Here is a 26,138-nt window from a genome sequence, read left to right as displayed (position 1 = left end):
GGGGATGCTGGGGGCGCGATTGACGCACCTGATGCGGGGCCTGGCGGCGCGGGGCTCCGGGGGGATGCGGGCCGCCGGAGAGATGCGGGTCGCCTGGGCGAAGGACGCGCTGGCGGGGCTGACCCTGGCCTCGATGAACATTCCGCAGGTGCTGGGCTATACGCGCATCGCGGTCATGCCGGCCGTCACGGGCCTGTATACCGTTCTGCTGCCGCTGGTCGCGTTCGCCGTGCTGGGATCGTCGCGCCACCTGGTGGTGGCGGCGGATTCGGCGACGGCGGCGATCTTCTCGAGCGCGCTGGCGCCGATGGCCGCGCCGGGCAGTCCACATTACGTGGCGCTGGTGGGGATGCTGACCCTGCTGTGCGCGGGGTTCCTGCTGGTGGCGCGGCTGTTTCGGCTGGGGTTCCTGGCGGATTTTTTCTCGCGCACCGTGCTGGTCGGGTTTCTGGCCGGGGTGGGGGTGCAGGTGGGCATCGCCATGAGCCGCGACATGCTGGGGGTGGCGGCGCCGGCCCATGACCCGTTGCTGCAACTGGTGCAGGTGGCGCGGGCGCTGCCGCGGGCGCAGGGGCTGACCGCCGCGATCTCGGCCCTGGTGGCGGCGATATTGCTGGCGGGCGACAGGCTGGCGCCGCGGGCGCCGCTGGCGATGGTGGCGGTGATCGGGGGAATCGCGGCCAGCCGGGCGTTCGGCCTGGCGGGGCGCGGGGTGGCGGTGATCGGGCCGATCGCGGGCGGGTTGCCGGCTTTCGGCGTGCCGGACGTGAACTGGAACGAGGCGATCGGGCTGCTGCCGGCGGCGATGTCCTGCGTCTTCGTCGTCATCGCGCAGAGCGCGGCCACCGCGCGGGCCTTCGCCCTGCGGTTCCATGACACCCTGGACGAGAATGCCGACATACTGGGCCTGAGTGCCGCCAACGCGGCGGCGGCGTTGAGCGGGGCCTTCGTCGTCAACGGCAGCCCGACCCAGACGGCGATGGCGGTGCGGGCGGGCGCGCGCAGCCAGCGGGCGCAGATCGTCTTCGCGCTGGCGACCCTGCTGGTGCTGCTGATGCTGACGGGGCCGTTGCGCGACCTGCCGCGCTGCGTGCTGGCCGCGATCGTCTTCACGGTGGCGATCGGCATGATCGACTGGCGGGCGATGTGGGCGATCCGGCGCGAAAGTCCGGGGGAGTTCCGCCTGGCCATGATGACCGCCGCCGCGGTGGTCGGGATCGGGGTGGAGCAGGGGATCTTCCTGGCGATCGCGCTGTCGCTGTTTCGCCATGTGCGCCATTCCTATCGCCCGCATACGATGGTGCTGCGCCAGGACCCGGAGACGGGGCAACTGGAGCCGGCGCCGGTGACGGCGGACGGGCAGATCGCGCCCGGCCTGGTAGCCTATCGCTTCGGCGCCGACCTGTTCTATGCCAATTGCGCGCGCTTCACCGACGACGTGCATCTGCTGGTCGACCACGCACCCGTGCCGGTGCGCTGCCTGGTGGTGGATGCCAGCGCGATCACCGACATCGATTTTTCGGCGGCCGGGGCGCTGCGCGACCTGCTGGCCGAATTGCGCGGGCAGGGCGTGTCGGTGCTGTTCGGGCGGGTCAGCCCCTATCTGCGCGCCGACATGGAGCGGCATCGGATCATCGCGGCTGAGGACCCGCATGCCAATTTCGCGTCGCTGCATCCGGCGCTGGCGGCGGCACGGGAGATCGTCCGGGCCGGCGCCGAGGGCGCGCCGGCGCGGACGTGATCCCGCGCGCGGGGGCGGGGCCGTCGTGGTCCGGGGTCATCGGGGGCCGGGGCCATCACATTCGCACGACCTGGCGCGGCGCGGCGTATCGCCCCGGAGCGGCGGGCTTGCGGGGCGGGGCGGGGGTGAACATCTGCCCCGGCATCATTGTCTGGAGGGGAGGCGTGTCATGCTTGCCAGGGACATCATGACATCTTCGGTCATCGGAATCGCGCCGACCGATACGATCGACAAGGCGATGTCGGTGATGTTGTCGCGCGGGGTCAGCGGCTTGCCGGTCATCGCCGAGGACGGCGCGCTGCTGGGCATGCTGACCGAGGGCGACCTGTTGCGGCGCAGCGAGCTGGAGACCGAGCCCAGCCATTCCTGGCTGGGCGAATTGCTGCGCTCGCCCGGGCGGGCGGCGGCGGAATATGTGCATACCCACAGCCGTCACGTGGCCGACGTGATGACGGACGAGCCGGTGACGATCGCCCCGGACGCCAGCCTGCGCGAGGCGGTGGACGTGATGAGCAGCCGCCGGGTGAAGCGCCTGCCGGTGGTGGAGGATGGCCGGGTGGTGGGAATCCTGTCCCGGGCGGATGTGCTGCGCGCCCTGCTGCGGACGGTGCCGCGGGAGCCGGGTGCGGCGACGGATGCCGAGATCGAGCAGGAGATCGTCGCGGAATTTCAGCGCCAGGCCAAATGGGCGGGCGAGGATTTCGTGCATGTCAGCGTGCAGAATGGCGTGGTCGAACTGACCGGCACCATCATGGACGAGCGGCTGCGCACGGCCGCCCGCGTGGCGGCGGAAAATACCCGCGGCGTGGTGGCGGTCGAGGATCATCTGGTCGCGGTGCAGCCGATGACGGATGCGGCCATGCCGATGTCCATCTGAGCGGCACGGCGCCTGGCGGTGCCGGGTCAGGAACCGACGGCGAGGGCGCTGACGGTAGGGGCGCTGGAGGTGCTGGAGAGGGCGGTGAACCCCAGGCGGCCCAGATAGGCGAGGCGGGTGGCGGGCACGATGTCGCCGATATGCCCTTCCAGGATGCGGGCATAGCCGGTGATGGCGGTTTCGATCAGCGCGGAGCCGGCGGCGATGCCGGTGAACAGGGTCCCGACCTCGTCGCGCAGGTGCCATATGTCGCCGCGCAGGCAGGCATGTTCGGCATGGCGGAAGCCGGGGACGATGTCCTTCAGCACCGGGGTGAGGAGTTCGGTGGCGTCGATCGCATGGCGGACGAAGGCGTTGCATTGCTCGTCGGGCACGAAATAGCCGGCGGCGTCGCCCTGCAGCATCATCAGGCCGGGGCGCGGCTTCCTGTCCTGCAGCAGGCGGGTGCGCACCACGATCCGCTGGGTGTCCGAGCCGGTTTCCGAGGTGACCAGGAGCGTGCCGACCGGCGTGGCCAGAAGGTCGGGCGTGACGCGCATGCGCGACAGGGGAATGGTCGCCAGAATGATCATGTGCGCCTTCTTTTTGGTCTCGGCCGTGTCGGGGCATAACCATCGGCGCGCATGGCGGTTGCATGGCGGCCGGAGGAGGCGTCGGGCGGTCAGCGCCCGGGACGATCCAGCATCAGGCAGGGCACGTCGCGATAGGTCGTCCGGCCGAAGATCCGGTAGCTGAGATGCTGGGCCAGGCGCAGGGATGGGGCATTGTCGGGCTGGATGAGGCAGACCGTGCGTGCCGGCGCGTGGGTGCGCGCCAGCCAGTCGTGGGCGGCGCGGACGGCTTCCTGCGCCAGGCCGCGCCCGTGGGTGGCGCGGGTCATGATCCATGCGGCCTCGGGTACGCCGTCGAAGTCCGGTCCGAGGCCGCGATGGAAATCGGCCAGTCCGACCTCGCCCAGGAAGCGGCCGTCGGCGCGGTCGGTGACCGCGAACAGGCCGTAGCCCAGCAACGCCCAATGGCCGGCATAGCGCAGCAGGCGATTCCATGCGTCCTCACGCGTGGGGGCCGGGGCGGAGATGAAGCGGAACAGGTCGCGGTCGCGGAACATCGCGTACCAGTCTTCGAAATCCGCGATGCGGTGCGGGCGCAGGATCAGCCGGGATGTTTCGATCATGGCGTGATGCCATCAGCCGCCGTGGCCGGTGTCAAGCGCGGCGTGAACGACGTTGCGATTCCATTCGGGTTTTTCGAAATCCCGGCGGTTCTCTTGTCTCTTTCGCGTGATGCCGGGGGGCGGATCTTTAACGGCGCGGGGTGTGGATTACATCTCGGCCGTATCTCGGGCTGGGGAGGTTGGCCGTGTTGCAACTTATGGAGCCGCATCGCGCGTTCAAATGGGAACGGCGGGCGGTGCCGTCCATGCTCGATCAGGTCGGCATGGCGTTGTTGATCCTGTTTACCATCGGCTGCGTGATCCTGTTGCTGTTCCTGGGCTAGCGGACGCCCCGGTGGCTTGAGGGTGGTGGTTCGGGCATCGGGAATGCCCGTTTTTTGGAAAGCATGATGAAGAAGCGGTCCTTGCGCGCGGCGCTGTGCCTCGCGCTGATGGCCGGCTTGGCCGCCTGTGCGGAGAATGGGCCGGAGACGGTCTGGTACAATTATGATGCAGCGACTTATGAGGGGGTGCCGGGATATTGGTCGTACGGGTACTGGCCGTACGGGTACTATTCTTACGGGTATTGGCCTTATGGTTCCGGGCCGTTCGTGGTCATCGTGCCGCGCGAGCATGAGCGGTTCGAACGGTTCGAACATCGTGGCATGGTGGGACGTCCCTTCATGCACGGTGGCATGACCCATGGTGATATGGTCCATGGCGATATGGTCCATGGAGGGGCGGCCCATGCTGGGATGGCCCATGGGGGCGGCGGCCATCCGGCGCATTTCGTCCAGCCGGAACGGTAAATGACCGGCGAGCGGGAGCCGGCGGGTGGAGCGCATGTCCGCCGGACGGGGCGTCAATATTCCGGTTTCTCGCCCTTTGCCGGGATCGAGGTCGGGGTGCCGGGGGTGCCGGAATACGTGATGAGCAGCACCGTGCGTGTGTCGCCGGACGCGCCGCGATGGACGTCGTTCACGGATTCGGCAAAGGATTCCCCGGTATGGAATATCCGGGATTTTCCGGTTTCGCGGTCAGTGATGGTCAGTTGGCCTTCGAGCACGTAGCCGGCATTGGGAACCGGATGTTCGTGCCAGGGCAGGGCGGTGTGCGGCGGGATGATCAGGCGGATCATCGTCAGTTGCGGCCGTGTCGTCGGGTAATGGGTGTAGGCGGTGCCGTTCCAGGAATGATCGGCCTGCAGCAGGATGTCGCGATGGCCGGTGGCCACCGTCTGGGCGTGGGCCGGGGCGGCCAGGGATGTCATGGCGAATGGTAGGGCGAATAGTAGGGCGAATGGCAGGGCGCGCATGGCCATGCGGGTGCGTGCTGTCATGTGGGACCTCCTGGACGCGATGGTGCCCACGATGGTGCCTGAGCGGGGAGGGGCCGCAGGTTAAAAAATCCTCCATTCCGTTCACGGGTTTGCGTGAGGATCTGCTCCAGGTTGTTATTTCATCGAGCATCTTCACCCGTTCAAACGAGTCCGTTTGAACGGGATCTGCTCTAGTGTCCCGATTCCGAAATTCGCAAGCGAATTTCGGAATCGAAAAGACACTAGAATCAATATTTTAGTGGCCTGCTGATCCGAGAAATTCTCATAAGAATTTCTCGGGCAGGACACTAGCTCAGCGTCATGAGCGAGGCGTTGCCGCCGGCGGCGGCGGTGTTGATGCTGAGCAGCCGTTCTTCCAGCAGCCATTCGGGCAGGGGGCCGTCCGGCGTCAGGGTATGGATGGTGACGATCGGGCCGCTGTCGCCGCCGAGGCGGTTCAGGGTCGCCAGGGCGTCCGGAAGAGTGGGGCTGCCGGGCTCGGCCAGGATGAGGGCGGGGAGGGTGGAGCCTGGTGTGCCGAGCAGCGTGGCCAGGGCGTCGGGATCCGGCACGGCGCGCACGCGGGCTTGCAGGCTGGGCGGGAGATCGCGGGGCCAGGCGGCGGCGGGTGCCAGCAGGAGCACGGTGTTGCCCGCGGCCAGCGCCAGGCCGGTAGCGCGGTGGGCAGCGGCCAGCGTATCCGCCACGCACAGCACCGTGCCGCGCGGATGGAGCGACCAGAGATTGGTCTCGCCCACCGGGCCGGGCATGGGGATTTGCAGCCCGTGCAGGGTCGGGCCGGGGAGGATGTCGGGGCGGGCGTCGACCGGCGTGCCTTCGGGGGGCGTGGGCGGGATGAAAGGGGGGCAGGCGGCGAGCAGGCGGCGCAGGGTCAGCGGGCCGCCGGCCTTGGGGCCCGTGCCGGACAGGCCGCGCCCGCCGAAGGGCTGCACGCCGACCACCGCGCCGATCGTGTTGCGGTTGACATAGAGATTGCCCGCCGCGATCCGTCCGGTAACATGGTCGATCGTCTCGGCGATGCGGGTGTGCAGGCCGAAGGTCAGGCCGTAGCCGGTGGCGTTGATCGCGTCGATCAGCCGGTCGAGATCCTGGCGGCGCCAGCGCAGCACGTGCAGAACGGGCCCGAAGACCTCGCGCCCGATTTCGGCGATATCGTCGATTTCGATCAGGGTGGGGGGCAGGAAGTGGCCGCCCGGGACCGCGTCGGGGATGGCGGGTGCGAAGATGCGCGCCCCGTTTTCGCGCATGCGCGCGATGTGCGCCGCGATGCCGGCGCGGGCCCGTTCGGTGATGACGGGGCCGATATCGGTGTGCAGCTTCGCCGGGTCGCCGACATGCAGCTCCTGCATCGCGCCGCGCAGCATGGCGAGCACGCGATCGGCGCAGTCGTCCTGCAGGCAGAGGACGCGCAGCGCCGAGCAGCGCTGGCCGGCGCTGTCGAAGGCCGAGGCGATGACGTCGGTGACCACCTGTTCGGCCAGGGCCGAGGAATCGACGATCATCGCGTTCTGGCCGCCGGTTTCGGCGACCAGCGGCACGGGTTGCCCGTTGGCGCCGGTGCGGCCGGCCAGTTGGGCGGCGATCAGGCGCGCGACCTCGGTCGAGCCGGTGAACATCACCGCGCCGATGCGGCGGTCGGCGACCAGGGCCGCGCCGATTTCGCCCGTGCCGGGCAGGAATTGCAGCGCGCCGGCGGGGATGCCGGCCTGGTGCAGGATCTGCACCGCGCAGGCGGCGATCAGCGGCGTTTCCTCGGCCGGCTTGGCCAGCACCACGTTGCCGGCGGCCAGCGCCGCCGATACCTGGCCCATGAAGATGGCGAGCGGGAAGTTCCAGGGGCTGATGCACACCGCCACGCCCAGCGGCCGGTGGGTCGCATTGTCGAAATCGCGGATTCCGGCCGCGTAGTAGCGCAGGAAATCCACGGCTTCGCGCAGTTCGGCCACGGCGTTGGGATAGGATTTTCCGGCCTCGCGCACCGTCAGGCCGATCAGTTCGGCCTGACGGGATTCCAGCAGGGCGGCGGCGCGTTCGAGGCAGGCGGCGCGCGACGAGGGGGGGCGGGCGGACCAGTCCGGCAGGGCGGCCAGCGCGCAATCGACCGCGTGGGGCGCCAGGCCGGGCGTCGCGGCGCGGACCGTGCCGGGACTGTCGTCGGGACAGGCGGGGTTGGGGACGGGTTCGGGGGGCGCGGCCGACGTCGCGCCGCCGTCGGCGAGGATCGGGGTGGCGAGGATCGGGGCGGCGTGCCAGCTTTGCGGGCCGTCCGCCATGCCCCGGGCCAGGGCGGCGAGAGTGGGTTCGTCGGCCAGGTCCACGCCTGCCGAATTGCGCCGCGCCGTGCCGAACAGGGCGGGCGGGCAGGCGATGCCGGGATGCGGCGCGCCGAGCGGCAGCCCGTCGGCGGCGGCCAGCGCGCGGGCGGTGGCGACCGGGTCGGCCACCAGCCGGTCCAGCGGGATGGCGGCGTCGCCGATCTGGTTGACGAAGGAGGAATTGGCGCCGTTTTCCAGCAGGCGGCGCACCAGATAGGCCAGCAGGGTCTCGTGCGAGCCGACCGGCGCGTAGATGCGGCAGGGGCGATCGAGGTTCGCGGCGCCCACGACGTGGTCGTAGAGGGATTCGCCCATGCCGTGCAGGCATTGGAATTCGTAGTCGCCGTGCCGGAAGCCGTCGCCGGCCATGGCATGGATGCTGGCGACGGTGCGGGCATTATGGGTGGCGAATTGCGGGAACAGCGCGTCGCCCGCCGCCAGCATTTTCCGCGCGCAGGCGAGGTAGCTGATGTCGGTGTGGCACTTGCGGGTATAGACGGGGAAGTCCGCCAGGCCGTCGACCTGGGCCTTCTTGATTTCGCTGTCCCAATAGGCGCCCTTGACCAGCCGGACCATGATGCGGCGGCCGGTGCGCCGGGCGAGGGCGATGATCCAGTCCAGCACCGCGGGCGCGCGCTTGCCGTAGGCCTGGACCACGAAGCCGATGCCGTTCCAGCCCGCGAGGCCGGGATCGGCGCAGAGGGCGTCGAGCAGGTCGAGCGACAGGTCCAGCCTTTCGCTTTCCTCGGCGTCGATGTTCAGGCCGATATCGTAGCGGCGGGCCAGGCGGGCCAGGTGCAGCAGCCGGGGCAGCAGTTCGGCCATCACCCGGTCGCGCTGGGCGCGCGCGTAGCGGGGATGGAGGGCCGAGAGCTTGATGGACAGGCCGTCGCGGTCAAGGATATCGCGTGCGGTCGCGTTTTGCGCCGATCGGCCGATGGCGTGCAGGGCGGTTTCGTAGTCGCGGAAATAGCGGCCGGCGTCGGCTTCGGTCAGCGCGGCCTCGCCCAGCATGTCGAAGGAATAGCGGAAGCCGCGGTCATGGCGCGCGCGGCTGGCGCGCAGGGCGGCGTCGATCGTCTCGCCGCAGACGAATTGTTCGCCCATCATGCGTATGGCGACGTCGACGGCGCGGCGGATCAGCGGTTCGCCGCCGCGCGCGAGCAGGCGGCGGAGCGCGCCGGCCAGCCCGTGCCAGCGTTCCGGCCCGACCAGCCGGCCGGTGATCACCAGCCCCCAGGCCGCCGCGTTGACGAAGAGCGGGCGGCCGCGCCCGACATGGGCCAGCCAGTCGCCGCCGCCGATCCGGTCGCGGATCAGCGCGTCGCGGGTGGCGTCGTCGGGGATGCGCAGCAAAGCCTCGGCCAGGCACATCAGCGCCACGCCTTCCTGCGAGGAGAGGGAGAATTCCTGGACCAGGGCCTCGACACCGCCCGGGCGGCGGCCGGTGCGCAGGGCCTGGGCCAGGGTTCGGGCGGTGGCGTCGGCCCGGGCCGCCTGTTCCGGCGACAGGGTGGCGTCGTCGATCAGGGCCGCGACGCAGTCCGGCTCGGCCTGGCGGATGGCGGCGGCGATACGCGCGCGCAGGGGATCGCGTGTCGGCAGGGCGGCGGCCAGCGCCGCGGTCGGGGGCGGGAAGGAGGACGGGTCCGGGACGGGCTGGGTCATGGCGGGGCGCGGCTTGGCTGCTGAAGGGGGGAGGTGAAGGGATCGTTCCCGCTGCTTAACAGATCATATATGATTCGCAAGTGCGTATATGATTTTGTGCGTGATTATGATGGGTGCGTGACAGGGTGATCTTGCATCGGGCCGGGCGGAGGGCGAGTTTGGGGGGCGATCAGAGCGGGAGGGAGAAGATCATGTTGCCGGAGAGCCTGTTCATCCGTGCTACGGAGGAGCCGCGGGGCCTGGCTTCGGAATGGGTGGGCAATGCGCTGCGCCAGGCGATCCTGGATGGGCACCTGGCCGACGGGCAGTCCCTGCGGCAGTCGGAGCTGGCCGGCGCGTTCGGGGTGAGCACCATTCCGGTGCGCGAGGCGCTGAAGCAACTGGAAGTCGAGGGGCTGGTGGCGTTCCAGCAGAATCGCGGCGCCACGGTGATCGGCCTGTCGGAAGAGGACATCATCGATTTTTCCGAGATCCGTGCGTCGCTGGAGGAGATGGCGGCGACGCAGTCGGTACGGCGGATGACGCGGGTCGACCTGGCGCGGGTCGAGGACGCGTATGAGGCGTTCGTCGCCGGAACCAGCGACGCGCCGGATGGCATGGCGCGGTCGGGTCCGCTGAACTGGGCGTTCCATGGCGCGATCTATGCGGCCTGCGGCCGGCCGCGCCTGCTGGAGATGATCGAGGGCGTGCATCGGCGGGTCGATCGTTATATCCGCGCGCATCTGGAGATCGCCGGGCGGAAGGCCGAGACCGATGCCGAGCACCTGGCGCTGCTGGCGGCCTGTCGCAGCCGGGACGCGGAGGGGATCGGGGCGCTGACGCGGCGGCATATCCTGGATGCGGCGCGGATTTCGGTCGACGTGCTGCGCCGGCGGCGCGGATAGCCGGTGCGGATTGGGCACCGGTGCCCGAAAGGCACCGGAAAACGCGCTGCCCCACATCGAACCGGCAACGAAACATTGAACGATCGGAGGGGAGCGGATATCCTTTTGACGACCATGAACCGGACGAGAGTCAATAATGCGGTGTCGTCATAACGTATTTTTATGTACTCTTATGGCTGCGACCTCGTTCGGACCGGTGCCCGGCGCCGCGCTGGCGGACAGCGCGACAGGCACGGCGCACCGTCACCATGCGCCCGCCGGAAAGAAGCATGCCGCGTCCGGCGCCGCGGAGCAGGCCCCGGGCCAGACCCAGACCCCGGTCAGGACGCGGGGACGCGCGCGGCGGCGGGGTGGCGCGGGGGGCCTGCAGGCCCGATCGGATGAAAATGTCGCGGTGACGGGCCATCGTTTCGTCTCGCACAATGCGGACACGGTCGTGGCGCGGGCCTTCATGGAGCAGCAGGTGCCCGGCACCAATATCCTGCGCTCGCTGCAGATGGTGCCGGGGGTCAATTACAGTTCGACCGACGCGCTGGGCATCGATACCTGGGGGGCGAATCTCTATGTCCGCGGGTTCTTCATGGACCAGTTGGGCGTGACCCTGGACGGGATTCCGCTGAACGACCAGTCCTATTCCAACCTGAACGGCGTCAATGTCGCCGATGCGGCGATTCCCGACGACATCGCGCGGGAATCGGTGTCGCAGGGCGCGGGCGCGGTGCAATTGCCGTCCAACACCAATCTGGGCGGGACCCTGCAGTTCTGGACCCGCGACCCGACGGACAAGATGGGTGGGAAGATCACCCAGGGGTTCGGAAGCTATAAGATGGAGCATAGCTATTTCCGGTTCGACAGCGGGATCCTGAACCCGTCCGGCACCAAGTTCTTCGTGGCCTATGACCGCAATTACGAAGAGAAATACAGCTCGCCCAGCCCGGATTTCCAGCAGGGGGTGGACGCCAAGCTGATCCAGCCGCTGGGCCAGCGCGGCACGATGACCGCGTTCTTCAACTGGAGCAACGCGCAGGCCTGGAACTATCCGGACCTGTCGCTGGATATCCTGCAGAATGTCGGCTGGCGCACGCGGGCGTTCTATCCGAATTATGCCGGGGCCTATGCCGCCGCGCAATGGAACTGGATCTGCGACACCGGGTCGAGCCCGGCGGCGAGCTGCACGGGCGGGGCGGGGACGATCAACCCCACGACCGGCCAGCCCTTTGCCCTGCGCGGACCGAACCAGGTGCCGAACGGATGGCAGAATACCGCCGAGGGGGCGGGCGTGGCCTATTATGACGGCGGGCAGCAATCGATCGATTATGTCGGCGGGCTGAATTTCGACATCACGCTGAACGAGCGGCTGCGCTGGCTGTCGACGCTCTATGGCCATAGCGATACCCAGTACACGACCTATGGCGATCCGTTCATGGGATCGACGACCGGGGCGCCGCTGTCGGAGCAGGTGTGGCAGCCGCGGCAGGAACGCTATGGCTTTACTACCGCGCTCGATTACACGCTGGCGCGGCACCATATCAATGCCGGGTTCTGGTACGAGAACAACAACCAGGCCGAGGCGCAGTACTGGTATAACGAGCCGGTTCTGGGCCAGGGGCTGCCGCTGGAGACGATCGGGCCCTATGATACCTATGGTCCGGCCTTCGCCCAGGCCTATGGATTCCAGTGGAGCACCAATACGTTCCAGGCGCATGTGATGGATACCTGGCGCCTGATGCCGACCCTGACGCTGGAATACGGGTTCAAGTCCCTGCTGCAGACGACGTCGGGCGGTGCCTATTACGGCAATGCGGATGTCTATGGCACAGCGGACCTGCCGAACGGCAGCATGACCTCGGCCAACGGGTTCTTGCCGCATGTCAACCTGGACTGGCATCCGCGGCCGCAGCATGACCTGTATGTCGATATCGCCGAGAACATGCGCCCCTTCACGGTGGCGCCGACCGGCGGCGCGACCTCGCCATGGGCCGTGACGGGGCAGTCGATCTTCAAGGGATTGCAGCACAGCCTGTCGCCGGAGCGCGACTGGACGTTCCTGCTGGGCTATCGCTACACCTCGCCGTACCTTATCGTGGCGACGGACGGGTATTATACCTATATCTCGCACCGGTTGCTGTCGGCTTCGGTCGGGTCGCTGAACAATCCGCTGACCTCGGTCGTCGATACGCGGGTGGCGACGATGTACGGGGCCGACATCTCGGCCACGCTGACGCCGGTTCGGGGGCTGACGATCTATAACTCGTTCAGCTATAACCATTTCACCTGGGGCGCGCATACCCAGATCCAGGATGGCAACGGGAATTACGACGACATTTATGGCAATGTCATGGATGGCTATCCGAAATTCATGTACAAGGCGATGGCGTCCTATACGTTCCATGGGTTTACCGCGCATATCGATGCCAATTACCTGTCCAAGCGTTATTTCTCGATCCTGAACGATACGTGGATTCCCAGCTATTGGCTGGTGAATGGCGGGGTGCGGTACCAGTTCGGCAATTTCCGGTTCTTCAAGAATGTGACCGCCGATTTCAACATCTACAACCTGAACAACACCAAATATATCGCGATGATGGGTGAGAACGGCTTCCCGGTGACGGGGGATTACCAATCGTTCGAGCGTGGGTCGGTGCGCGAATTGTTCGGGACGATCAGCACGGAGTTCTGAACGTTCCTGCATCATCCGATCGGGTGGAATCATCTGATCGGATATGGCGCTCGTGCAGGGCCGGTCCGGTATGGATCGGCCCTTTTTGGTATTCGTCGACGTTGGAGTCCGGGGAGATCCGGGCGGGCGCGGGGGACGTGACGATGCTGATTCATCTGAATGGCTGGCCCGGATCGGGCAAGCTGACCGTGGGGCGGTGTTTGGCCGGGCTGTTGGGGGCGCGGCTTCTCGATAATCATACGATCCTGAACGTGGGCTATGCGGTGACCGAGCGCGGCAGCGCGGCCTTTTACGAGACCGTGCGCGCGGTCCGGGCCGTTGCCTTTGCGCGGATCCTGGAACTGCCGCCCGAGGTTCCGGTGGTGTTGACGAATGTCGTGACGCGCGGTGGCGGCAGTTCGTTTCCGGAAGAGACCTGGCGGGCGGTCATCGATCTTGCCGCGCTACGAGGGTGTGCGTTGTTTTCGGCGACCCTGACCTGTTCGCCGGAGGCGCGGGCGCGGCGGTTGGGAACGGCGGGGCGCGTGGCGGCGGACAAGATGCATGACCCGGCCGCGCTGGCCGCCGCGATGGCCACGCGCGTGCTGTTCGATGACGGCGCGACCGATCGGCGATGGTTCGACAATACGGACCTGGCGCCGGAGCGGTGCGCTGCCGCGATCGCGGCGTGGGTCGGACATCATGGGTGAGACATCGTAATCCAGGGCCGCTGGCAAGATTCCTAATATTCGGAGCAAATATAATATCTTTTTATGAGCCGGCTACGCCTTTGAATGGAGGATGTCCAAGATTACTTTATAAATACATTTTTAATCAAAGAATAAATATCAAACGATAGTGATCGTCACATATGAAACACCTGCCGTCATCGGCTTCCTCGATCGCCATTTTCATGTATCATTGCGTACAGTACGAGAATTTTTCCAAACGCTGAATGCTGGCGCAGAAATTTGAGGAGCGGCGAGGAGTTATCCTATGTTAAAAACAATCTTCGGTGCTACTATTCGTCAAGCGCGTCAATATCCTCGGTATTTTTTCATAGATATTTTGGGAATGGCGGTAGGGTTATGCTTCTTTATAATCTCGGCGCAATATGTTTGTTTCGAATACAGCTTCAATGATAACGTTCCTGATGCAAAAACAATCGCGCGAGTCGATATTACCTATAAGGTGCCGGGGCATGCACCTATCGAAAGCGGAATTCTCTCATTCGCCGCTCTGCCGTTCTTACGAGCGGATTTTCCTTTTCTCGCTGCATCGACACTGGATCGCCCCGTGTCGGTATTACTCGAAGCAGGCAATCGACGATTTTCACGGACGATCGAGCAAACTGACAGCGAGTTTTTCAAAACGATTCCCCTGCCCCTTGAGCAAGGGGATCCTGCGCACGCGTTGGATCGGCCTGATGGTATCGTATTGTCAGACAGGCTGGCGAAGGCGATCTTCGGAAAGAGTGATGTCCTGGGAAGATCGATTATAGTTATGGAAGAAGGCGTAAAGGTGGCCCTTACCGTCACAGGCGTTCTTTCGACGCCAACGGTTGCGACAACGATCGACCCCGAGGCGGTGATGATCATCCCGCAGTGGGTTCGGGAAAAGAGCTATGCATTTACGCGCTGGCGTTCCTCAATAGGCAGTATCTACGTAAGATTTCGGGGGCCATCTGATATGGCCCTCGCTCAGAGTCAGACGAGTTCGTTTCTGAGCCGTCGAGCAAGTGGGCCGGATAGTGGTAACGACGATCGTAATCTTGGTGTACATCCAGAGAAGACAAGCCTGCTGACATTCGTACCGCTCTCGGAAACCCATTTTCATGATATAGTCGTGGAAGATAAGTCTGACGGTGCTGATCGCGGTGTCGTGGATAGCCTTGGGCTCACCGGCATTTTTGTGTTGATCCTGGCCATAGGAAACTCTGTCAATCTGTCTACCGCGCGGAGCGCGTTACGTGCCCGGGAAGTCGCGATACGCAAGACATTGGGAGCGACCAGGTCCGCTTTATTCATGCAGTTTATGGGAGAGTCCATCCTACAAGCATTGATTTCCGCTGTGTTGGCATTGAGCTTCTTCGAGTTGGTATCACCGTTTATTTCATCCATGGTGGGTGTTAAACTTAATGTTGATTATGAACATACAATATTAATTCTATTAATTTCCGCGGTCGCGACCGGAATTGCCGCCGGAGTGTATCCGGCATTGGTGCTTTCGGCCTATCGTCCGGCGATAATCTTCTCCTCCGCGGCCCTGCCGTCTGGGGGGCGGCTTGAAGGCAAGGTGAGAAAAGTCTTGATTCTGGTCCAGTTTTCTATCGCCTCTGTAATTGCGATATGCACTTTAGTCGTTAATAAGCAGGCCAATTTTATCCGGACCTCCGATCAGGGTTATACGGCAAAGGGGCTGCTGGTCAGTCCTCAGATTCCAGCCAGCGATGCAAATGTGCAGCATCAGCTTCTCGACGCTGTGAGGGCAATCCCAGGCGTCACCGCTGCGACGCTGTCGGTCCTGGAACCAAATGTTTCCACCGTCAGCTATTTTGATGCCAAGACGGCACGTGGAGAAAATATCCATGTTCTCACGGATGTCATTTCGCGGGGCTATGACGTCGTCTATCTTCCTCACCTTCTTGCTGGACGCTGGTTCGACAATTTCCATGGGCAGGACAACAGCCAAGGTTGGGACGGACTTTTAGCCAGTCCTGGGCCTTATAATATCATTATCAATTCCCGCACCGTATCAGCGGCGGGATTTGCATCGCCTGCTGCAGCCATTGGACAATCTCTAACGATTGGATCCACTAGGCTTTACATTATAGGGGTCGAAGACGATATGCGATTTGTCTCGCCCCATGAGAAGGTAAGGCCCCTGGTTGTACTTCAGTCCAGGCAGAATATTCCCGCTGCGGTTATTACGATACGTTTCGCTGGCGTCGCGTCGCGCGACATGCAGGAGCGCCTCAAAACTGTGTGGAATAGATTGATCCCCGACGCCGAGGGAAATTTTGAGACTGTGGCCGACCGGACATCAGAATTTTATATGAATGGGCAACGCCAAGGAAAGTTGGCTATAGCTGGGTCAATAATGACCTTTGTGATCGCGGGCATAGGTCTCTATGGCTTGGCTTCACTTTCCAGCGTGCAACGTCGGCATGAAATAGGCATCCGCAAAGCTCTTGGTGCCCGAGTTGGCGATATCATTATTTTGATGCTGCGTGGCTTTCTTTTTCCGGTATCGCTTGCTTGCATGATTGCATGCCCGTTCGCGTGGAGTCTGATGCGCGCATGGCTCTCGACTTTTTCTCAGCGAATCGCGCTTTCGCCGGCGTATTTTCTCGTCGTAATCGGCTTAACACTCGGATTTGCCGCGCTTATTGTTATCGGGCAGACGCTTCGCCTTGCCCGTATGGAATCGGCTCGCGCGTTGCGAAGGCCCTGAGAGTCCATCCGAGGCCATTATCTGCGATTGCAGAGTTTGCAGCACGAAGAGGTGGATCGTCTTGGCGTCAAATAGAGAAAAGACATGCGAATTCAAGACGAGAAATTGGCGAGGTGGTCGGGTCGAATCCTGATGTTGGGGTCGGCGGTTTCCTTTAGTACAATCGGTATTTTCACCGAGATAGTGAAGCTTCCTCTATCGGACGTTTTGTTTGTTCGCGGTATTTTCGGCGCGGCCGCGATATGGGTTGTTGCTCGCCTTTTAACTAAAGAGCGAGTCACCGACAGAAAAAGTTATACCTGGCCGTCGCTTTTGGTCGCTACGTTATTCACTGTCGGGATGGTCAGTCTTGTAGCTGGCTACAGAATTGGGGCCGTAGCCAACGTTGCGGTGGTTTATGCCACGACTCCAATCATTGTTGCCATATTCTTAAAGGTATTTTTGCGTGAAGAACAGTCGACATCGCTATGGTACTCCGGTATAGGCGTGGCAATCGGTGTAGCCATCATGATGTGGCGGGATAAAAATTCGTCCAATTATATTGCTATGCTTCTCGCATTTTTGATGTCTATTTGCGTTGCGGGAGTAATTGTGATAGCCAGAAATTACAAGGCAACACCGATGTTGGTCGCCTCTATGATTGCGTGCTTGCTAAGTAGCGTTATTGCATTCCCATTTATGGCTTCAATTCCGAATGATCTCTCATCAATTGCTACATGTGCGCTATTCGGCACAGTGACACTTGGATTGGGACGCGTCTTTCTTATTATCGGAGCCCGCCGAATTCCACCGGGGGAGGCGGCATTAATAGATGTCTTAGATGCACCGATGACGCCTGTTTGGTCCTGGTTAATACTAGGGATGCGGCCGACCGATCAAGCGATTGTCGGTGGTAGTATTGTCGTAATTTGCGTCATGTTGGGAATTGCATTTGCACAGGGCGCACGAGCTTTGAGTGATGGGGATTTGGCTAATAGCGATTAGGTGTCAGTTGTTGAGAGGTAGCCCCATTCATTCGGACGGATCTGCGGGTTGAAGACGCTATCGCCCGGTGTTGCTGTGCCGCCGATTTCTCGCTGTTGCTGACCGACACCATTGCCGGGTTTAACCCCGGCAATGGTGTCGGAATTGCTCACTGGGTTGGTAGAAGGGCTTGCGGCGCGTGCGGGAATTTGATTCATCCTACGCATGGCGCCGTCCCTCCTTCATGATCTGACCGATGCCGAGAAGAACGATCTCCTGCTTGCACAGCGTGAGAGTATCGGTAACCTGCAGTTTGTGTTCATCGGACCAGCGCCGCCGACGCCCCACGCCAATCAGGATCTCCTGCCGCATCCTCGCCTCCTGACGACGTCAATAACGACGTCATTGACGACGTGAAGTTACCAACCACTCAATCCCATCGTAAGGCAGCCATGGGCGGCGGGTTACGATATCGTGGCGGCGCGGACCATCCGTGAGGCATTGTGATGCGTGAGGCGTCGTGCGTGCCGGCGTCGCGTGTGCTGATCGGGGCACGCTGGCGGGGTTTGTGCCGGGTCGTGGCGTGGCGGCTGCTGCGGCGGCGGTCGGATGCCGTGTTGTTTCCGGTGGGCATAATGGTCCTGCTGGGATTGCTGGCCGGCGGGGCGTGGGATGGCGGCGTGGCGTTGCGCAAATGGGCGGCGCATGGCGCGGCGGCGCTGCTGCTGTCGGTGCTGGTGAACGCGGCGGTCGGTTTGGGGCTTGGCCGGATGGCGGGGAATGCCGCCCGGCGGGACGCCGCCATGGACTGGCTGCGCGTGCTGCCGCTGTCGCCCCGGGATTGGCGGCGGGCGTTGTGGATGGATGCGATGGGCATGGCAGTGCTGACCGGCGCCGTGGCATCCGGCTTTCTGGCGATCTTCTTTGCGGGTTTTTTGACGGGAGTGGCCGGGTGGGGAGCGGGGGTGTCGGTGATGCCGATCCTGTTCGCCTGCCTGCCCGTGGGAGTGGCGCGCGGGTTGGCGGGTGGGGCGCCCAGGGAAGAGGTGCCCGGCGAAGGGGCGCGCAGGGAATCGGGCGACGCGCCCCGGCGATCTGCCGTGATCGGACCGGCCTGGGGTGGGTGGTCGCCGGTGCGTTGGCTGGTGCTGGCGCGGCCGTTCGGGCTGGGCCTGTGGGGGATGCGGTTGCTGGCCCGGCGGTCCTGGCTGGGGATGGGGCTGGCCGGAGGGCCGGTGCTGGCGGCGGCGCTGGGAGCGGCGGCGGTGCGCCGGGATGCCGCCCTGGCCGTCATGAGCGGCGTGGCCGTGGGGCATGTCCTGTTCGTCGTCATGCTGCGCAGCGCGCCGTTGGGGGCGGTGGCGTTGCGGGTGCTGCCGGTGCGCTTCGGCCGGGCGGTGTGGGCGCTGGTGCGCGGGCCGGGGGTGCTGTCGCTGGGCTGCATGCTGGCGGCGGCGGCGGTCGGGCTGGCGTTCTGCCCGGGTGCCGGGCGGATGGTGCTGCCGGCGGTGCTGGCCCTGCTGGGGCTGGATGCGGTCTATCTGGCGATGGCCGTGAATTTTGTCGGGCGGCCGGGCCTGGCGGCTCTGGCCCATGGGGCGGGGTTGTATGCGGCGGCGGAGAATTGGGCCCGGCTGGGAATGGCCGAGGCGGCGGCGGGCGCCCTGCTGCTGGCCTGGCTGTGGCACCGCGCGGCACGGATGTTCCATCATGGCGGGACGCCCGGGCGCCTTGGCCGGCCGGACGGGGAGGGGGTGCGATGAGCGGGGCGGCGGATGCTGCGCGCATGGATGCCGTGCTGGCGGTATCCGGCCTGACGGTGGGGTATGGCGGGCAAGTGGTGCTGCGCGGGATCGACCTGGTGCTGCCGCCGGGGCAGTGGCTGGGATTGCTGGGCGCGAATGGCGCGGGCAAATCCACCCTGTTGCGCGCCGTGTCCGGACTGGTGCCGCCGCTGGCCGGGCAGGTGGCGATCGATGGGGTGGATGTGCTGGCCGATCCGGTGCGGGCGCGGCGGGCATTGGGATATGCCGTCGATCCCGCGGCGCTGCCGATGGTGCTGAGCGGGCGGGATTATCTGCGGCTGGTGGCCTCGGCGAAGGGATTGGCGCGGCCGGACTGGGGGCGATCCGATTGGGGGCGACCCGACGACTGGGGCGCGGACGACCCGGTGGTGGTGCTGGACCTGGCGCGCTGGATGGATGTGCCGCTGGAGACCTGTTCGCTGGGCACGCGGGCGAAATTCGCGATCCTGGCCGCGTTGCTGGGTAGTCCGCGCCTGCTGATCCTGGACGAGTCGCTGAACGGGCTGGACCCGCTGGCCGCCTGGCAGGTCCGGCGGATAATCGATGCGCGGGTGCGGGCGGGAACGTGCAGCGTGATTCTGGCGACGCATGCGCTGGAGAGCGTCGCGGCCCATTGTTCCGCCGCCATCATGCTGGAAGGCGGCGCGGTGGCCTGTCGCTGGGACGCGGCCGACCTGGCGGCGGCGCGGCGGGATCCGGCCGGGTTCGGCGATGCGGTGATGACGTTGTTGATGGCCCGGCGTTGATGGCTCGGCGTTGATGGCCCGGTGCTGATGGCCGGCGCGACGGAGATGCGGGTTTGTACGGGGTGCCGGTGCGTGGCGCAGTGGAGGGAACAGCGGTGGAGGGAACATGAGCGGGTTCGAGGTGATCGACGCGGTGCGGGCGCCGACGGCGCCGGTGCGCTATGGTGCGGAGACGCGCTGGCTGCATTGGAGTTGTGCCGTGCTGATCCTGGCGCAGTTCGTGCTGGGCGAATTGATGCACAGGGTGCCCCATGCCTGGCATGGGCCGATCGTATCTGTGCATCTGTCGCTGGGGGTGCTGCTGGCGGCGTTGTTCGTGACCCGGGTGGCCTGGCGGCTGACGGGTGGGCGGGCGATCCGCTTCGCCGCCGGTCCGGCCCCGGGCGCGCGGCTGGCGCCCCTGGCCCATGGGGGGCTTTATGTCCTGCTGGGCGGCGTCATCGCCCTAGGATATCTGGCCCGCTGGTCGGCCGGGCAGCCGGTGGTGGCCTTCGGGGTGCCGATCGCGTCGCCCTTCGCGCTCCCCTTCGCGCTGATGTCGCCAGTGGCGCATCAGCGCCTCGGCAGTCTGCATGGCTGGCTGGCCTGGGTGATCATCATCGCGGCACTGGGCCATGCGGCGGCGGCGCTGTATCACGCGCTGGTGCTGCGCGACGGTGTGTTGCGCCGGATGTGGAGATAGAGAACGATGCGGATGCTGAAATTCATGCCCCTGGTGGGGCTGCTGCTGCTGACGGCCTGCGGGCCGGATTACGGCGACCGGGGCACGCGGCAGTACCGTGGCGATGGTTATGGGAATGTCGGCAATAATTCACGCGGCAGCTATGGTTATGAGGGGCATGGCTATTGAAATGAGGGGGCGCGGGGTGGTTGACGCGCTTGACCCGATCATAGATGTTTCGCGCGCTACGATGCTTTCATCAGGGCCATATCCATTCATATCGGTTCATGGATATGGCTCTAGGTTGTTATTTTATCGAGCATCTTCACCCGTTCAAACGAGTCCGTTTGAACGGGATCTGCTCTAGCTCATTGTTTTTCGTGACGCCAGATACCGGATATTCATGATTATGTGCGTGACTGCTTGCCCATGACACACTCGCTCATGGCTGCGTGCTCAGAGAGAGCAGAAGAAAGGGAAACTGGACACGCGATATACCATGCTGAAACTGTGCCAGTCGGTCGAGTTGGGCGACGGGAAGCCACAGCCGCCCATCGCGTGTGAGAAAAGGCGCATCTGCCCAGTGCAGGCGATGATCCGACGCGAGGGATACGATCCTCCCCGCTGGATCACGCCGATAAACCGTTTCATTTTTTAAGGCGACGAAATAAAGGTTTCCGCGTTCATCCATCGCGCTGCCGCCGATCGGAGGAAGATCGGCCCAGGGAGTAACCGACGCGGCAAGCACCGCTGGAGGTGTCGCGGGATCATCCAGAAGCGCGGTCGGCACCTTCGACCATGGCCCTTCGAGCGGCCCAAAATATAGGTACTTCCTGTCGGGACTGACTTCGAGCGGGTCGGCGTTGATCAGGAGCGGCGTACCATTGCCGTTCCTGACGATGCGTCCGTCGATGACGATCGGTCGATCCGGTCGTGCCTGTGTGGCAGGGGCACCGTCGAGGACGCGACGACAGACGCCCGTTGCGATATCGAGAACCAGAACTGCGCCTTTTCCAGCGTCGGTCAAATAGGCGTGCGGTCCGTTGAAGCGGATGTCGTCGATATAACTCCCTGGCGGAGCCATAACCGGATCAAGCGGATAGACGCGGAGGATATCCCCCGTCGCCGGGTCGAGGCGCACCAGTTTCGGACCGTCCTTGACGGGTGGGCGGCCAAACAGCGGCGTTCCCGTATCGACCACCCAGAGTTTGCCTTCGGGATCGATATGAAGGGCGTTGACGCTAACGAAACGCCGTTTCGCGTCAAGGCCAGGTTTCCACCCGTTCCATATCGAATCCGGAAAGGGGCGGAGCAAGCCTCCTGTCGTCAAAACGGCGACAGATGGGCCGGAAAAGCCAGTCCAGCGTGGTCCTCCTACGAACACATGATGGGCGGCCAGGGCGACCGCGTTCCAGTTCAGGACTGAATTCGAGGCTTCGATGCGGAGAGATCGCGCATGAGCCATCTCCATGTTTCCGGTCGAGACGCACAGAAACAGGCTTGCCGCTATTATAAGGGGGAAAGAATGCCCGCGGCGACGCGAGTGTCGAAGCTTTGGTTCGGGAAGGCTCATAGTGTCATATCTTCGCAATGAATTCGGCAGGGGTACCGTCCTCGGGATCGACAAAGGTGATGTCATCCTGTGCCCGACGCGGTGTGTCGATGGCGAGGAATATGACAGGGGCACGCAGGATACGCGGTAGGGCATGGACGGCGCGTCTGGGGAAAACGAGAAGCTGACCCGGCACGAAGGCCGCCTCGGTGGCCGGGTTATCGATCCAGAAAGTCCCCTCGCCTGAGAGCACATGCAGGATTTCGTCGCATTGCGTGTGATAATGGGCAGGTACACCACGATAGACGCGAAAAACCCGGATACTGCGGGACGCGGAGTCCGTCAGATATGTGTCCAGCAGCATCGTGTCGGACGAGTCCGGAAACGATGCGGCGATGGCGTTGAGGTCGAAGCGGCCGCCGCCTGCGTTTGCCGAAGACGCGTTATCGGCGCTCATGACCCCTTCTTCCCATCGATCAGGAGATCCCGTAATTTCGCGGTATCCGCCACCTGGTGAAATGCGGCGATTTTTCCGTTCCGAATCGTCCAGAAATGTGCGAAGGCGATCTCGCCCGTCCTTCCGAGCGGCGTGCGCACCCGATAAAACCCGGTCGTCGCGACGTCGGTTGCATCGGCCAGCAAGGTTTCCGGCTGGGCGACGTATTCTGTGAAATGGGCCTTCACGGCGGGGAAAAAGCGTTCCGTGACCGCTTCCCGGCCGACATAGCGGCCGCCCTCTGGAAAACTGTCGAGTACGACCCACACGATGTCATCATCCAGCAAGGACGTGTCGCCGGTCGCATACCAGCGCCGCACCAGATCCGATGGTGTCTCGTTCATGTCGAGTCTCCTCATTCACCGAAGCCGGTGAGAACGATCTTGCCCTTTGCCTGTCCGCTCTCGACCAGGGCGTGCGCGCGGCGCAGGTTGTCCGCATTGATGAGACCGAAATTCTCCCCGAGCGTCGTACGAATCCGTCCGCTGTCCACCAAAGCGGAAACCTCATTCAGGAGCTTCCCCTGTTCGGCCATGTCGGCTGTTTCGAACATGGGACGGGTGAACATCAATTCCCAATGCAACGACAGGCTCTTGCGCTTGAGCGGCAACGCGTCGAGTTCCTTCGGATCGTCGATCAACCCGAAATGTCCCTGTGGTGCCAGTAACTCCACGATATCGGCGACGTGTTGATCCGTTTGTGTCGTGGAGAAGACGAAGCCGGGTGCGCCGGTCGGGAGACGTGCCACCTGTCCCGCGAGGGAGTTCCTGTGGTCGATCACATGATGCGCGCCAAGGTTTCGCACCCATTCCTGTGTCTCGGGGCGCGACGCCGTGGCGATGACGGTCAGGTCCGTCAGTACACGGGCAAGCTGGATCGCGATCGAGCCGACGCCGCCCGCGCCGCCGACGATCAGCAGGGACGGGACAACTCCGGGGACAGGTCGCCGGATATCGATCCGGTCGAACAACATCTCCCATGCCGTGATCGCGGTCAGCGGGAGCGCGGCGGCCTGCGCCCAGTCCAGCGATTTCGGCTTGCGGCCCACGATCCGTTCATCGACCAGGTGGAACTGGGCATTTGTTCCCGAACGGTGCAGCGATCCGGCATAGAAGACTTCATCCCCGATCGTGAAGTCGCGGACGTCTGGTCCCGTCGCCGTCACGATGCCTGCTGCGTCCCATCCAAGAACACGCCATTGGCCGGGTTCGGGTGGGGCGCTCATTCGCACCTTGGTGTCAACGGGATTGACCGAAACAGCCCGGATTTCGACCAGGAGATCGCGGCCGCTCGGTAAGGGTTTCGGGAGTTCGATGTCCTGTAACGAATCGGGGGCGCCAATCGGAAGGGGGGATTGATAGCCAACGGCACGCATAGTTTTCTCTCCATTGCTGAATGGAGGGAAGATGGGGCGTCATATTCGGCATGCACAAGAACGCACATATAACGCTCATAGTATCGGAAATGATACCGTCATGCCCCTTATTCGTCACGAACAACTATGGAAGCGACGCTCGAACTGATCGATGGGAGTGGAAGGAGGTGACTCTTTTCCATCTTTTGCGGGGAACCACGCGCTTCAACTCCCTCCGAAAGCGTCTGCCGACCGTCACCCTGCGCATGTTGACGGCGCGGGCGCCGACAGGCGCCTTGACTGATGACGCTGACGATGATGTGAACATCATGTCTGGGAAATGGCGCTTAATTTCCGAGACGATCGGTCTATAAAAGGTTTCATGAATTCCGTGGCTCAACAACGGCGTCGTGGCCGGCCTCCGAAGTCGGAGGATGGGTACTCGGCGACCCGGCAAAAACTGATCAGGGAAGGCGTTGCGGCTCTGACCGAAAAAGGCTTCATCGCGTCCGGATTGGAGGAACTTCTGGCACGAGCCCAGGTACCGAAGGGTTCGTTCTATTACTATTTTCCCAGCAAGGAGGCGTTCGGTCTCGTTCTGATCGAGGCATATGCTGCCTACTTTAATGCGAAACTGGATCGCTGGTTGAAGGATGAGAGTACGGTGCCGGTCGAAAGGCTTCGCAACTTCATCGCGGATGCATGCCAGGGAATGGAGCGACATGCGTTCCGGCGTGGGTGTCTGATCGGAAATCTCGGCCAGGAACTGGGTGCTTTGCCAGATGACTATCGAACGGCGCTCCGGGATGTGCTGAATGGATGGGAAAATAGGCTGACAGACTGCCTCCTTCCGATTGATTCCGACCGTGCGCGGGGCTGGGCACGATTCTTCTGGACGGGGTGGGAAGGGGCCGTTTTGCGCGCGCGACTGGAGCGCAGCGTTGCCCCACTGCGGGTCTTCGAGGATGGATTTATGGCTTTGATTGAGGTGTCGTAAGCATCACTATCACAGTGGGTCGAGTTATTTTCGTCATTTTATAGACGATCAGTCTAATCGGGGGAAACCTTATGAATTCTCAGTTTCAGGCTCTACTGATTGAAAAGAGTGAGACCGGCGAACAACATGTCGCCGTGCGCTGGATGGACGAGGACGCCTTGCCGGAAGGCGATGTGACGGTGCAAGTCGAATGGTCGACCCTGAATTACAAGGACGCATTGGCGATCACCGGCCGGGGGCCGATTGTCCACCGGTTTCCCATGATTCCGGGGATTGATTTCGCGGGCATTGTTGCGCGTTCGGACGACCCCGCACTATCGCCGGGAGATCGGGTCGTGCTGAACGGCTGGGGCGTGGGCGAGAAACATTGGGGTGGATTAGCCGGGAAGGCTCGTGTGCGTGGGGACTGGCTGGTGCCGCTTCCTCGTGGCATTTCGAACCGGCAGGCGATGGCGATCGGTACCGCCGGCTATACCGCGATGCTCTGTGTCATGGCGCTAGAGCGCGAAGGCATCCGGCCGGATGCTGGGCCGGTCGTGGTGTCCGGCGCTTCGGGGGGTGTGGGCAGCATCGCGGTGATGTTGCTCTCTCGTCTGGGCTACACTGTCGAAGCGATAACGGGGCGACTGGAGGAAAGCTCCTATTTGAAGGGGCTGGGTGCCGCTACGATTCTGTCGCGCGATGCATTCGCCAAAGCCGGAAAACCTTTGGAGCGTGCGCGCTGGGCGGGTGCCGTCGATGTTGCAGGTGGCCGAATACTCGCCAATTTGTGCGCGGGCATATTGCCCGGTGGCGTGGTGACGGCTTGTGGCTTGGCGGCCGGCATGGATTTTCCCGCCACGGTGGCGCCCTTTATCCTGCGCGGCGTCTCGCTGATCGGGATCGACAGTGTTTATTGTCCGCGTGATAAGCGGCAGCTTGCGTGGAGCCGCTTAGAGGAACTGGTAAATGCTCAGTCCATGGATGCGCTGGCGACTGATATTACCCTACAAGACGTTGTTCATAACGCGTCGGCGTTGTTGGAGGGAAAAGTCCATGGGCGTTTAGTGGTTGATCTCCATTAGATATTAAGTGATTACCTACGATCATATTGTGACCTGACAGATCTTTCGCACCATCTGTCTGACTGATGCCCAACTGAGGAAGGTGCATGCGTTTCGGTTCATCTGCTTTCAATCCTTACCCAACCTGGGCATCGATTGAGCCATGTGATCGTGCGCTGGACAATCCAGCGTAGGCAGAACGACGAACTTTCCGATATCGGATCGCTTCACGATCTTGCCGTTGATGGTACGGCAGGAAGGAAGACGAGCCGAAAACTCCACCATCGGCAGCACGCCGCCGTCGCGATCCTGAATGTCGGAGGCGTGGACGATGGTGCGTGTCAGCAAGCCTTATGTGTCGACCAGGATGTGATCATTCTTGCCTTTGTTTTCTTGCTGGCGTCGAAACCAGCCAGGTCTGAGATCTTTCTT

At 63.6% G+C, this 26,138-nt stretch carries 27 protein-coding genes; 16 read left to right on the top strand and 11 right to left on the bottom strand.

Going from position 1 to position 26,138, the window contains the following annotated elements; translation table 11 throughout:
• Positions 1-64: 64 nt before the first annotated feature.
• Together AAC691_RS11345 and AAC691_RS11340 are read left to right on the top strand one after the other, a co-directional pair.
• On the top strand, positions 65-1,741 hold the full coding sequence (locus AAC691_RS11345) for a SulP family inorganic anion transporter (RefSeq protein WP_342630197.1): 1,677 nt from the start codon (positions 65-67) through the stop codon (positions 1,739-1,741).
• Positions 1,742-1,910: 169 nt separating this feature from the next.
• Positions 1,911-2,618: a CBS domain-containing protein gene (locus tag AAC691_RS11340; RefSeq protein ID WP_176640545.1), complete on the top strand. Its 708-nt coding sequence runs from the start codon at positions 1,911-1,913 to the stop codon at positions 2,616-2,618.
• Between the two features lie 26 nt (positions 2,619-2,644).
• Here AAC691_RS11340 and AAC691_RS11335 read toward each other — a convergent pair whose 3' ends face one another.
• Complete coding sequence (locus AAC691_RS11335; RefSeq protein WP_176640544.1) at positions 2,645-3,190, bottom strand: hypothetical protein; 546 nt, start codon at positions 3,188-3,190, stop codon at positions 2,645-2,647.
• 89 nt (positions 3,191-3,279) lie between these two features.
• Positions 3,280-3,792, bottom strand: a complete 513-nt coding sequence (locus tag AAC691_RS11330; protein ID WP_342626963.1) for a GNAT family N-acetyltransferase — start codon at positions 3,790-3,792, stop codon at positions 3,280-3,282.
• Positions 3,793-3,977: 185 nt separating this feature from the next.
• Between AAC691_RS11330 and AAC691_RS11325 the strand changes: the two genes are divergently transcribed.
• Both AAC691_RS11325 and AAC691_RS11320 read left to right on the top strand, forming a co-directional pair.
• Positions 3,978-4,115 (top strand): hypothetical protein, encoded by a 138-nt coding sequence (locus tag AAC691_RS11325; protein ID WP_342626962.1) that lies wholly within the window; start codon positions 3,978-3,980, stop codon positions 4,113-4,115.
• Between the two features lie 63 nt (positions 4,116-4,178).
• Positions 4,179-4,580, top strand: coding sequence for a hypothetical protein (locus AAC691_RS11320; protein ID WP_342626961.1), 402 nt, complete (start codon positions 4,179-4,181; stop codon positions 4,578-4,580).
• 53 nt (positions 4,581-4,633) lie between these two features.
• Here the strand turns inward: AAC691_RS11320 and AAC691_RS11315 are convergent, their stop codons facing one another.
• Positions 4,634-5,086, bottom strand: a complete 453-nt coding sequence (locus tag AAC691_RS11315; protein ID WP_408906104.1) for a cupin domain-containing protein — start codon at positions 5,084-5,086, stop codon at positions 4,634-4,636.
• Positions 5,087-5,397: 311 nt separating this feature from the next.
• The gene (gene putA / locus AAC691_RS11310) at positions 5,398-9,093 is read right to left on the bottom strand and encodes a bifunctional proline dehydrogenase/L-glutamate gamma-semialdehyde dehydrogenase PutA (protein WP_342626960.1); all 3,696 of its coding nucleotides are present in this window, start codon (positions 9,091-9,093) and stop codon (positions 5,398-5,400) included.
• 191 nt (positions 9,094-9,284) lie between these two features.
• Here putA and AAC691_RS11305 point away from each other — a divergent pair, with 191 nt between their 5' ends.
• The 5 genes from AAC691_RS11305 to AAC691_RS11285 all read left to right on the top strand — a co-directional run bounded on the left by AAC691_RS11305 (position 9,285) and on the right by AAC691_RS11285 (position 17,073).
• Positions 9,285-9,977, top strand: coding sequence for a GntR family transcriptional regulator (locus AAC691_RS11305; protein ID WP_323992785.1), 693 nt, complete (start codon positions 9,285-9,287; stop codon positions 9,975-9,977).
• A 172-nt stretch (positions 9,978-10,149) separates the two neighbouring features.
• Entirely contained in the window at positions 10,150-12,657 is a 2,508-nt protein-coding gene (locus tag AAC691_RS11300) for a TonB-dependent receptor domain-containing protein (RefSeq protein ID WP_342626959.1), read from the top strand.
• A gap of 143 nt (positions 12,658-12,800) precedes the next feature.
• Positions 12,801-13,346: a hypothetical protein gene (locus tag AAC691_RS11295; protein WP_342626958.1), complete on the top strand. Its 546-nt coding sequence runs from the start codon at positions 12,801-12,803 to the stop codon at positions 13,344-13,346.
• A 286-nt stretch (positions 13,347-13,632) separates the two neighbouring features.
• On the top strand, positions 13,633-16,089 hold the full coding sequence (locus AAC691_RS11290; RefSeq protein WP_342626957.1) for an ABC transporter permease: 2,457 nt from the start codon (positions 13,633-13,635) through the stop codon (positions 16,087-16,089).
• 84 nt (positions 16,090-16,173) lie between these two features.
• Positions 16,174-17,073: a DMT family transporter gene (locus AAC691_RS11285; RefSeq protein ID WP_342626956.1), complete on the top strand. Its 900-nt coding sequence runs from the start codon at positions 16,174-16,176 to the stop codon at positions 17,071-17,073.
• On the opposite strand, the gene AAC691_RS11280 is transcribed toward AAC691_RS11285, so the two are convergent.
• Together AAC691_RS11280 and AAC691_RS11275 are read right to left on the bottom strand one after the other, a co-directional pair.
• Complete coding sequence (locus tag AAC691_RS11280; protein WP_342626955.1) at positions 17,070-17,279, bottom strand: hypothetical protein; 210 nt, start codon at positions 17,277-17,279, stop codon at positions 17,070-17,072. The two genes, AAC691_RS11285 and AAC691_RS11280, sit on opposite strands and share 4 nt — an antisense overlap.
• Positions 17,272-17,424 (bottom strand): hypothetical protein, encoded by a 153-nt coding sequence (locus AAC691_RS11275; protein WP_342626954.1) that lies wholly within the window; start codon positions 17,422-17,424, stop codon positions 17,272-17,274. The genes AAC691_RS11280 and AAC691_RS11275 overlap by 8 nt, the downstream gene beginning before the upstream one ends.
• Before the next feature lie 134 nt (positions 17,425-17,558).
• Between AAC691_RS11275 and AAC691_RS11270 the strand changes: the two genes are divergently transcribed.
• The 4 genes from AAC691_RS11270 (at position 17,559) to AAC691_RS11255 (ending at position 20,453) form a co-directional block, all read left to right on the top strand.
• Positions 17,559-18,815, top strand: coding sequence for a hypothetical protein (locus AAC691_RS11270; protein ID WP_342626953.1), 1,257 nt, complete (start codon positions 17,559-17,561; stop codon positions 18,813-18,815).
• Entirely contained in the window at positions 18,812-19,603 is a 792-nt protein-coding gene (locus tag AAC691_RS11265; RefSeq protein ID WP_342626952.1) for an ABC transporter ATP-binding protein, read from the top strand. The genes AAC691_RS11270 and AAC691_RS11265 overlap by 4 nt, the downstream gene beginning before the upstream one ends.
• Before the next feature lie 106 nt (positions 19,604-19,709).
• The gene (locus tag AAC691_RS11260; protein ID WP_342626951.1) at positions 19,710-20,285 is read left to right on the top strand and encodes a cytochrome b/b6 domain-containing protein; all 576 of its coding nucleotides are present in this window, start codon (positions 19,710-19,712) and stop codon (positions 20,283-20,285) included.
• 6 nt (positions 20,286-20,291) lie between these two features.
• A complete protein-coding gene (locus tag AAC691_RS11255) occupies positions 20,292-20,453 on the top strand; it encodes a hypothetical protein (RefSeq protein ID WP_342626950.1) in 162 nt (53 codons plus the stop codon).
• Positions 20,454-20,706: 253 nt separating this feature from the next.
• Here AAC691_RS11255 and AAC691_RS11250 read toward each other — a convergent pair whose 3' ends face one another.
• From AAC691_RS11250 to AAC691_RS11235, 4 genes are all read right to left on the bottom strand, one after another.
• Entirely contained in the window at positions 20,707-21,729 is a 1,023-nt protein-coding gene (locus AAC691_RS11250) for an L-dopachrome tautomerase-related protein (protein ID WP_342626949.1), read from the bottom strand.
• A gap of 112 nt (positions 21,730-21,841) precedes the next feature.
• Entirely contained in the window at positions 21,842-22,273 is a 432-nt protein-coding gene (locus tag AAC691_RS11245) for a cupin domain-containing protein (protein ID WP_342626948.1), read from the bottom strand.
• Positions 22,270-22,656, bottom strand: coding sequence for a nuclear transport factor 2 family protein (locus AAC691_RS11240; protein WP_342626947.1), 387 nt, complete (start codon positions 22,654-22,656; stop codon positions 22,270-22,272). The genes AAC691_RS11245 and AAC691_RS11240 overlap by 4 nt, the downstream gene beginning before the upstream one ends.
• A gap of 11 nt (positions 22,657-22,667) precedes the next feature.
• Positions 22,668-23,687, bottom strand: coding sequence for a zinc-binding alcohol dehydrogenase family protein (locus AAC691_RS11235; RefSeq protein WP_342626946.1), 1,020 nt, complete (start codon positions 23,685-23,687; stop codon positions 22,668-22,670).
• Positions 23,688-23,707: 20 nt separating this feature from the next.
• On the opposite strand from AAC691_RS11235, the gene AAC691_RS11230 reads away from it, so the two are divergent.
• The 3 genes from AAC691_RS11230 (at position 23,708) to AAC691_RS11220 (ending at position 25,727) form a co-directional block, all read left to right on the top strand.
• The gene (locus AAC691_RS11230) at positions 23,708-24,040 is read left to right on the top strand and encodes a winged helix-turn-helix transcriptional regulator (protein ID WP_342626945.1); all 333 of its coding nucleotides are present in this window, start codon (positions 23,708-23,710) and stop codon (positions 24,038-24,040) included.
• Between the two features lie 8 nt (positions 24,041-24,048).
• Positions 24,049-24,663: a TetR family transcriptional regulator C-terminal domain-containing protein gene (locus AAC691_RS11225; protein WP_342626944.1), complete on the top strand. Its 615-nt coding sequence runs from the start codon at positions 24,049-24,051 to the stop codon at positions 24,661-24,663.
• A 71-nt stretch (positions 24,664-24,734) separates the two neighbouring features.
• On the top strand, positions 24,735-25,727 hold the full coding sequence (locus AAC691_RS11220) for an MDR family oxidoreductase (protein WP_342626943.1): 993 nt from the start codon (positions 24,735-24,737) through the stop codon (positions 25,725-25,727).
• A gap of 108 nt (positions 25,728-25,835) precedes the next feature.
• Here AAC691_RS11220 and AAC691_RS11215 read toward each other — a convergent pair whose 3' ends face one another.
• The gene (locus AAC691_RS11215) at positions 25,836-26,054 is read right to left on the bottom strand and encodes a hypothetical protein (protein ID WP_342626942.1); all 219 of its coding nucleotides are present in this window, start codon (positions 26,052-26,054) and stop codon (positions 25,836-25,838) included.
• Between the last annotated feature and the right edge of the window lie 84 nt (positions 26,055-26,138).

The sequence above is a fragment of the Nguyenibacter vanlangensis genome (assembly GCF_038719015.1).
Lineage (GTDB): Bacteria > Pseudomonadota > Alphaproteobacteria > Acetobacterales > Acetobacteraceae > Gluconacetobacter > Gluconacetobacter vanlangensis.
Note: the sequence above shows the minus strand (reverse complement) of the source record. Positions and strands in the feature narration are given on the sequence as shown.

Bases quoted from the DNA above. Each gene is read 5' to 3' on its own strand.
- AAC691_RS11250 (WP_342626949.1), bottom strand. From the start codon at position 21,729: ATGGCTCATGCGCGATCTCTCCGCATCGAAGCCTCGAATTCAGTCCTG.
- AAC691_RS11320 (WP_342626961.1), top strand. From the start codon at position 4,179: ATGATGAAGAAGCGGTCCTTGCGCGCGGCGCTGTGCCTCGCGCTGATG.
- AAC691_RS11265 (WP_342626952.1), top strand. From the start codon at position 18,812: ATGAGCGGGGCGGCGGATGCTGCGCGCATGGATGCCGTGCTGGCGGTA.
- AAC691_RS11290 (WP_342626957.1), top strand. From the start codon at position 13,633: ATGTTAAAAACAATCTTCGGTGCTACTATTCGTCAAGCGCGTCAATAT.
- AAC691_RS11345 (WP_342630197.1), top strand. From the start codon at position 65: ATGCGGGCCGCCGGAGAGATGCGGGTCGCCTGGGCGAAGGACGCGCTG.
- putA (WP_342626960.1), bottom strand. From the start codon at position 9,093: ATGACCCAGCCCGTCCCGGACCCGTCCTCCTTCCCGCCCCCGACCGCG.
- AAC691_RS11335 (WP_176640544.1), bottom strand. From the start codon at position 3,190: ATGATCATTCTGGCGACCATTCCCCTGTCGCGCATGCGCGTCACGCCC.
- AAC691_RS11300 (WP_342626959.1), top strand. From the start codon at position 10,150: ATGGCTGCGACCTCGTTCGGACCGGTGCCCGGCGCCGCGCTGGCGGAC.
- AAC691_RS11275 (WP_342626954.1), bottom strand. From the start codon at position 17,424: ATGCGGCAGGAGATCCTGATTGGCGTGGGGCGTCGGCGGCGCTGGTCC.
- AAC691_RS11340 (WP_176640545.1), top strand. From the start codon at position 1,911: ATGCTTGCCAGGGACATCATGACATCTTCGGTCATCGGAATCGCGCCG.
- AAC691_RS11330 (WP_342626963.1), bottom strand. From the start codon at position 3,792: ATGATCGAAACATCCCGGCTGATCCTGCGCCCGCACCGCATCGCGGAT.
- AAC691_RS11240 (WP_342626947.1), bottom strand. From the start codon at position 22,656: ATGAACGAGACACCATCGGATCTGGTGCGGCGCTGGTATGCGACCGGC.
- AAC691_RS11315 (WP_408906104.1), bottom strand. From the start codon at position 5,086: ATGCGCGCCCTGCCATTCGCCCTACTATTCGCCCTACCATTCGCCATG.
- AAC691_RS11305 (WP_323992785.1), top strand. From the start codon at position 9,285: ATGTTGCCGGAGAGCCTGTTCATCCGTGCTACGGAGGAGCCGCGGGGC.
- AAC691_RS11235 (WP_342626946.1), bottom strand. From the start codon at position 23,687: ATGCGTGCCGTTGGCTATCAATCCCCCCTTCCGATTGGCGCCCCCGAT.
- AAC691_RS11220 (WP_342626943.1), top strand. From the start codon at position 24,735: ATGAATTCTCAGTTTCAGGCTCTACTGATTGAAAAGAGTGAGACCGGC.
- AAC691_RS11270 (WP_342626953.1), top strand. From the start codon at position 17,559: ATGCGTGAGGCGTCGTGCGTGCCGGCGTCGCGTGTGCTGATCGGGGCA.
- AAC691_RS11225 (WP_342626944.1), top strand. From the start codon at position 24,049: ATGAATTCCGTGGCTCAACAACGGCGTCGTGGCCGGCCTCCGAAGTCG.
- AAC691_RS11295 (WP_342626958.1), top strand. From the start codon at position 12,801: ATGCTGATTCATCTGAATGGCTGGCCCGGATCGGGCAAGCTGACCGTG.
- AAC691_RS11260 (WP_342626951.1), top strand. From the start codon at position 19,710: ATGAGCGGGTTCGAGGTGATCGACGCGGTGCGGGCGCCGACGGCGCCG.
- AAC691_RS11230 (WP_342626945.1), top strand. From the start codon at position 23,708: ATGGAGGGAAGATGGGGCGTCATATTCGGCATGCACAAGAACGCACAT.
- AAC691_RS11280 (WP_342626955.1), bottom strand. From the start codon at position 17,279: ATGCGTAGGATGAATCAAATTCCCGCACGCGCCGCAAGCCCTTCTACC.
- AAC691_RS11245 (WP_342626948.1), bottom strand. From the start codon at position 22,273: ATGAGCGCCGATAACGCGTCTTCGGCAAACGCAGGCGGCGGCCGCTTC.
- AAC691_RS11285 (WP_342626956.1), top strand. From the start codon at position 16,174: ATGCGAATTCAAGACGAGAAATTGGCGAGGTGGTCGGGTCGAATCCTG.
- AAC691_RS11255 (WP_342626950.1), top strand. From the start codon at position 20,292: ATGCGGATGCTGAAATTCATGCCCCTGGTGGGGCTGCTGCTGCTGACG.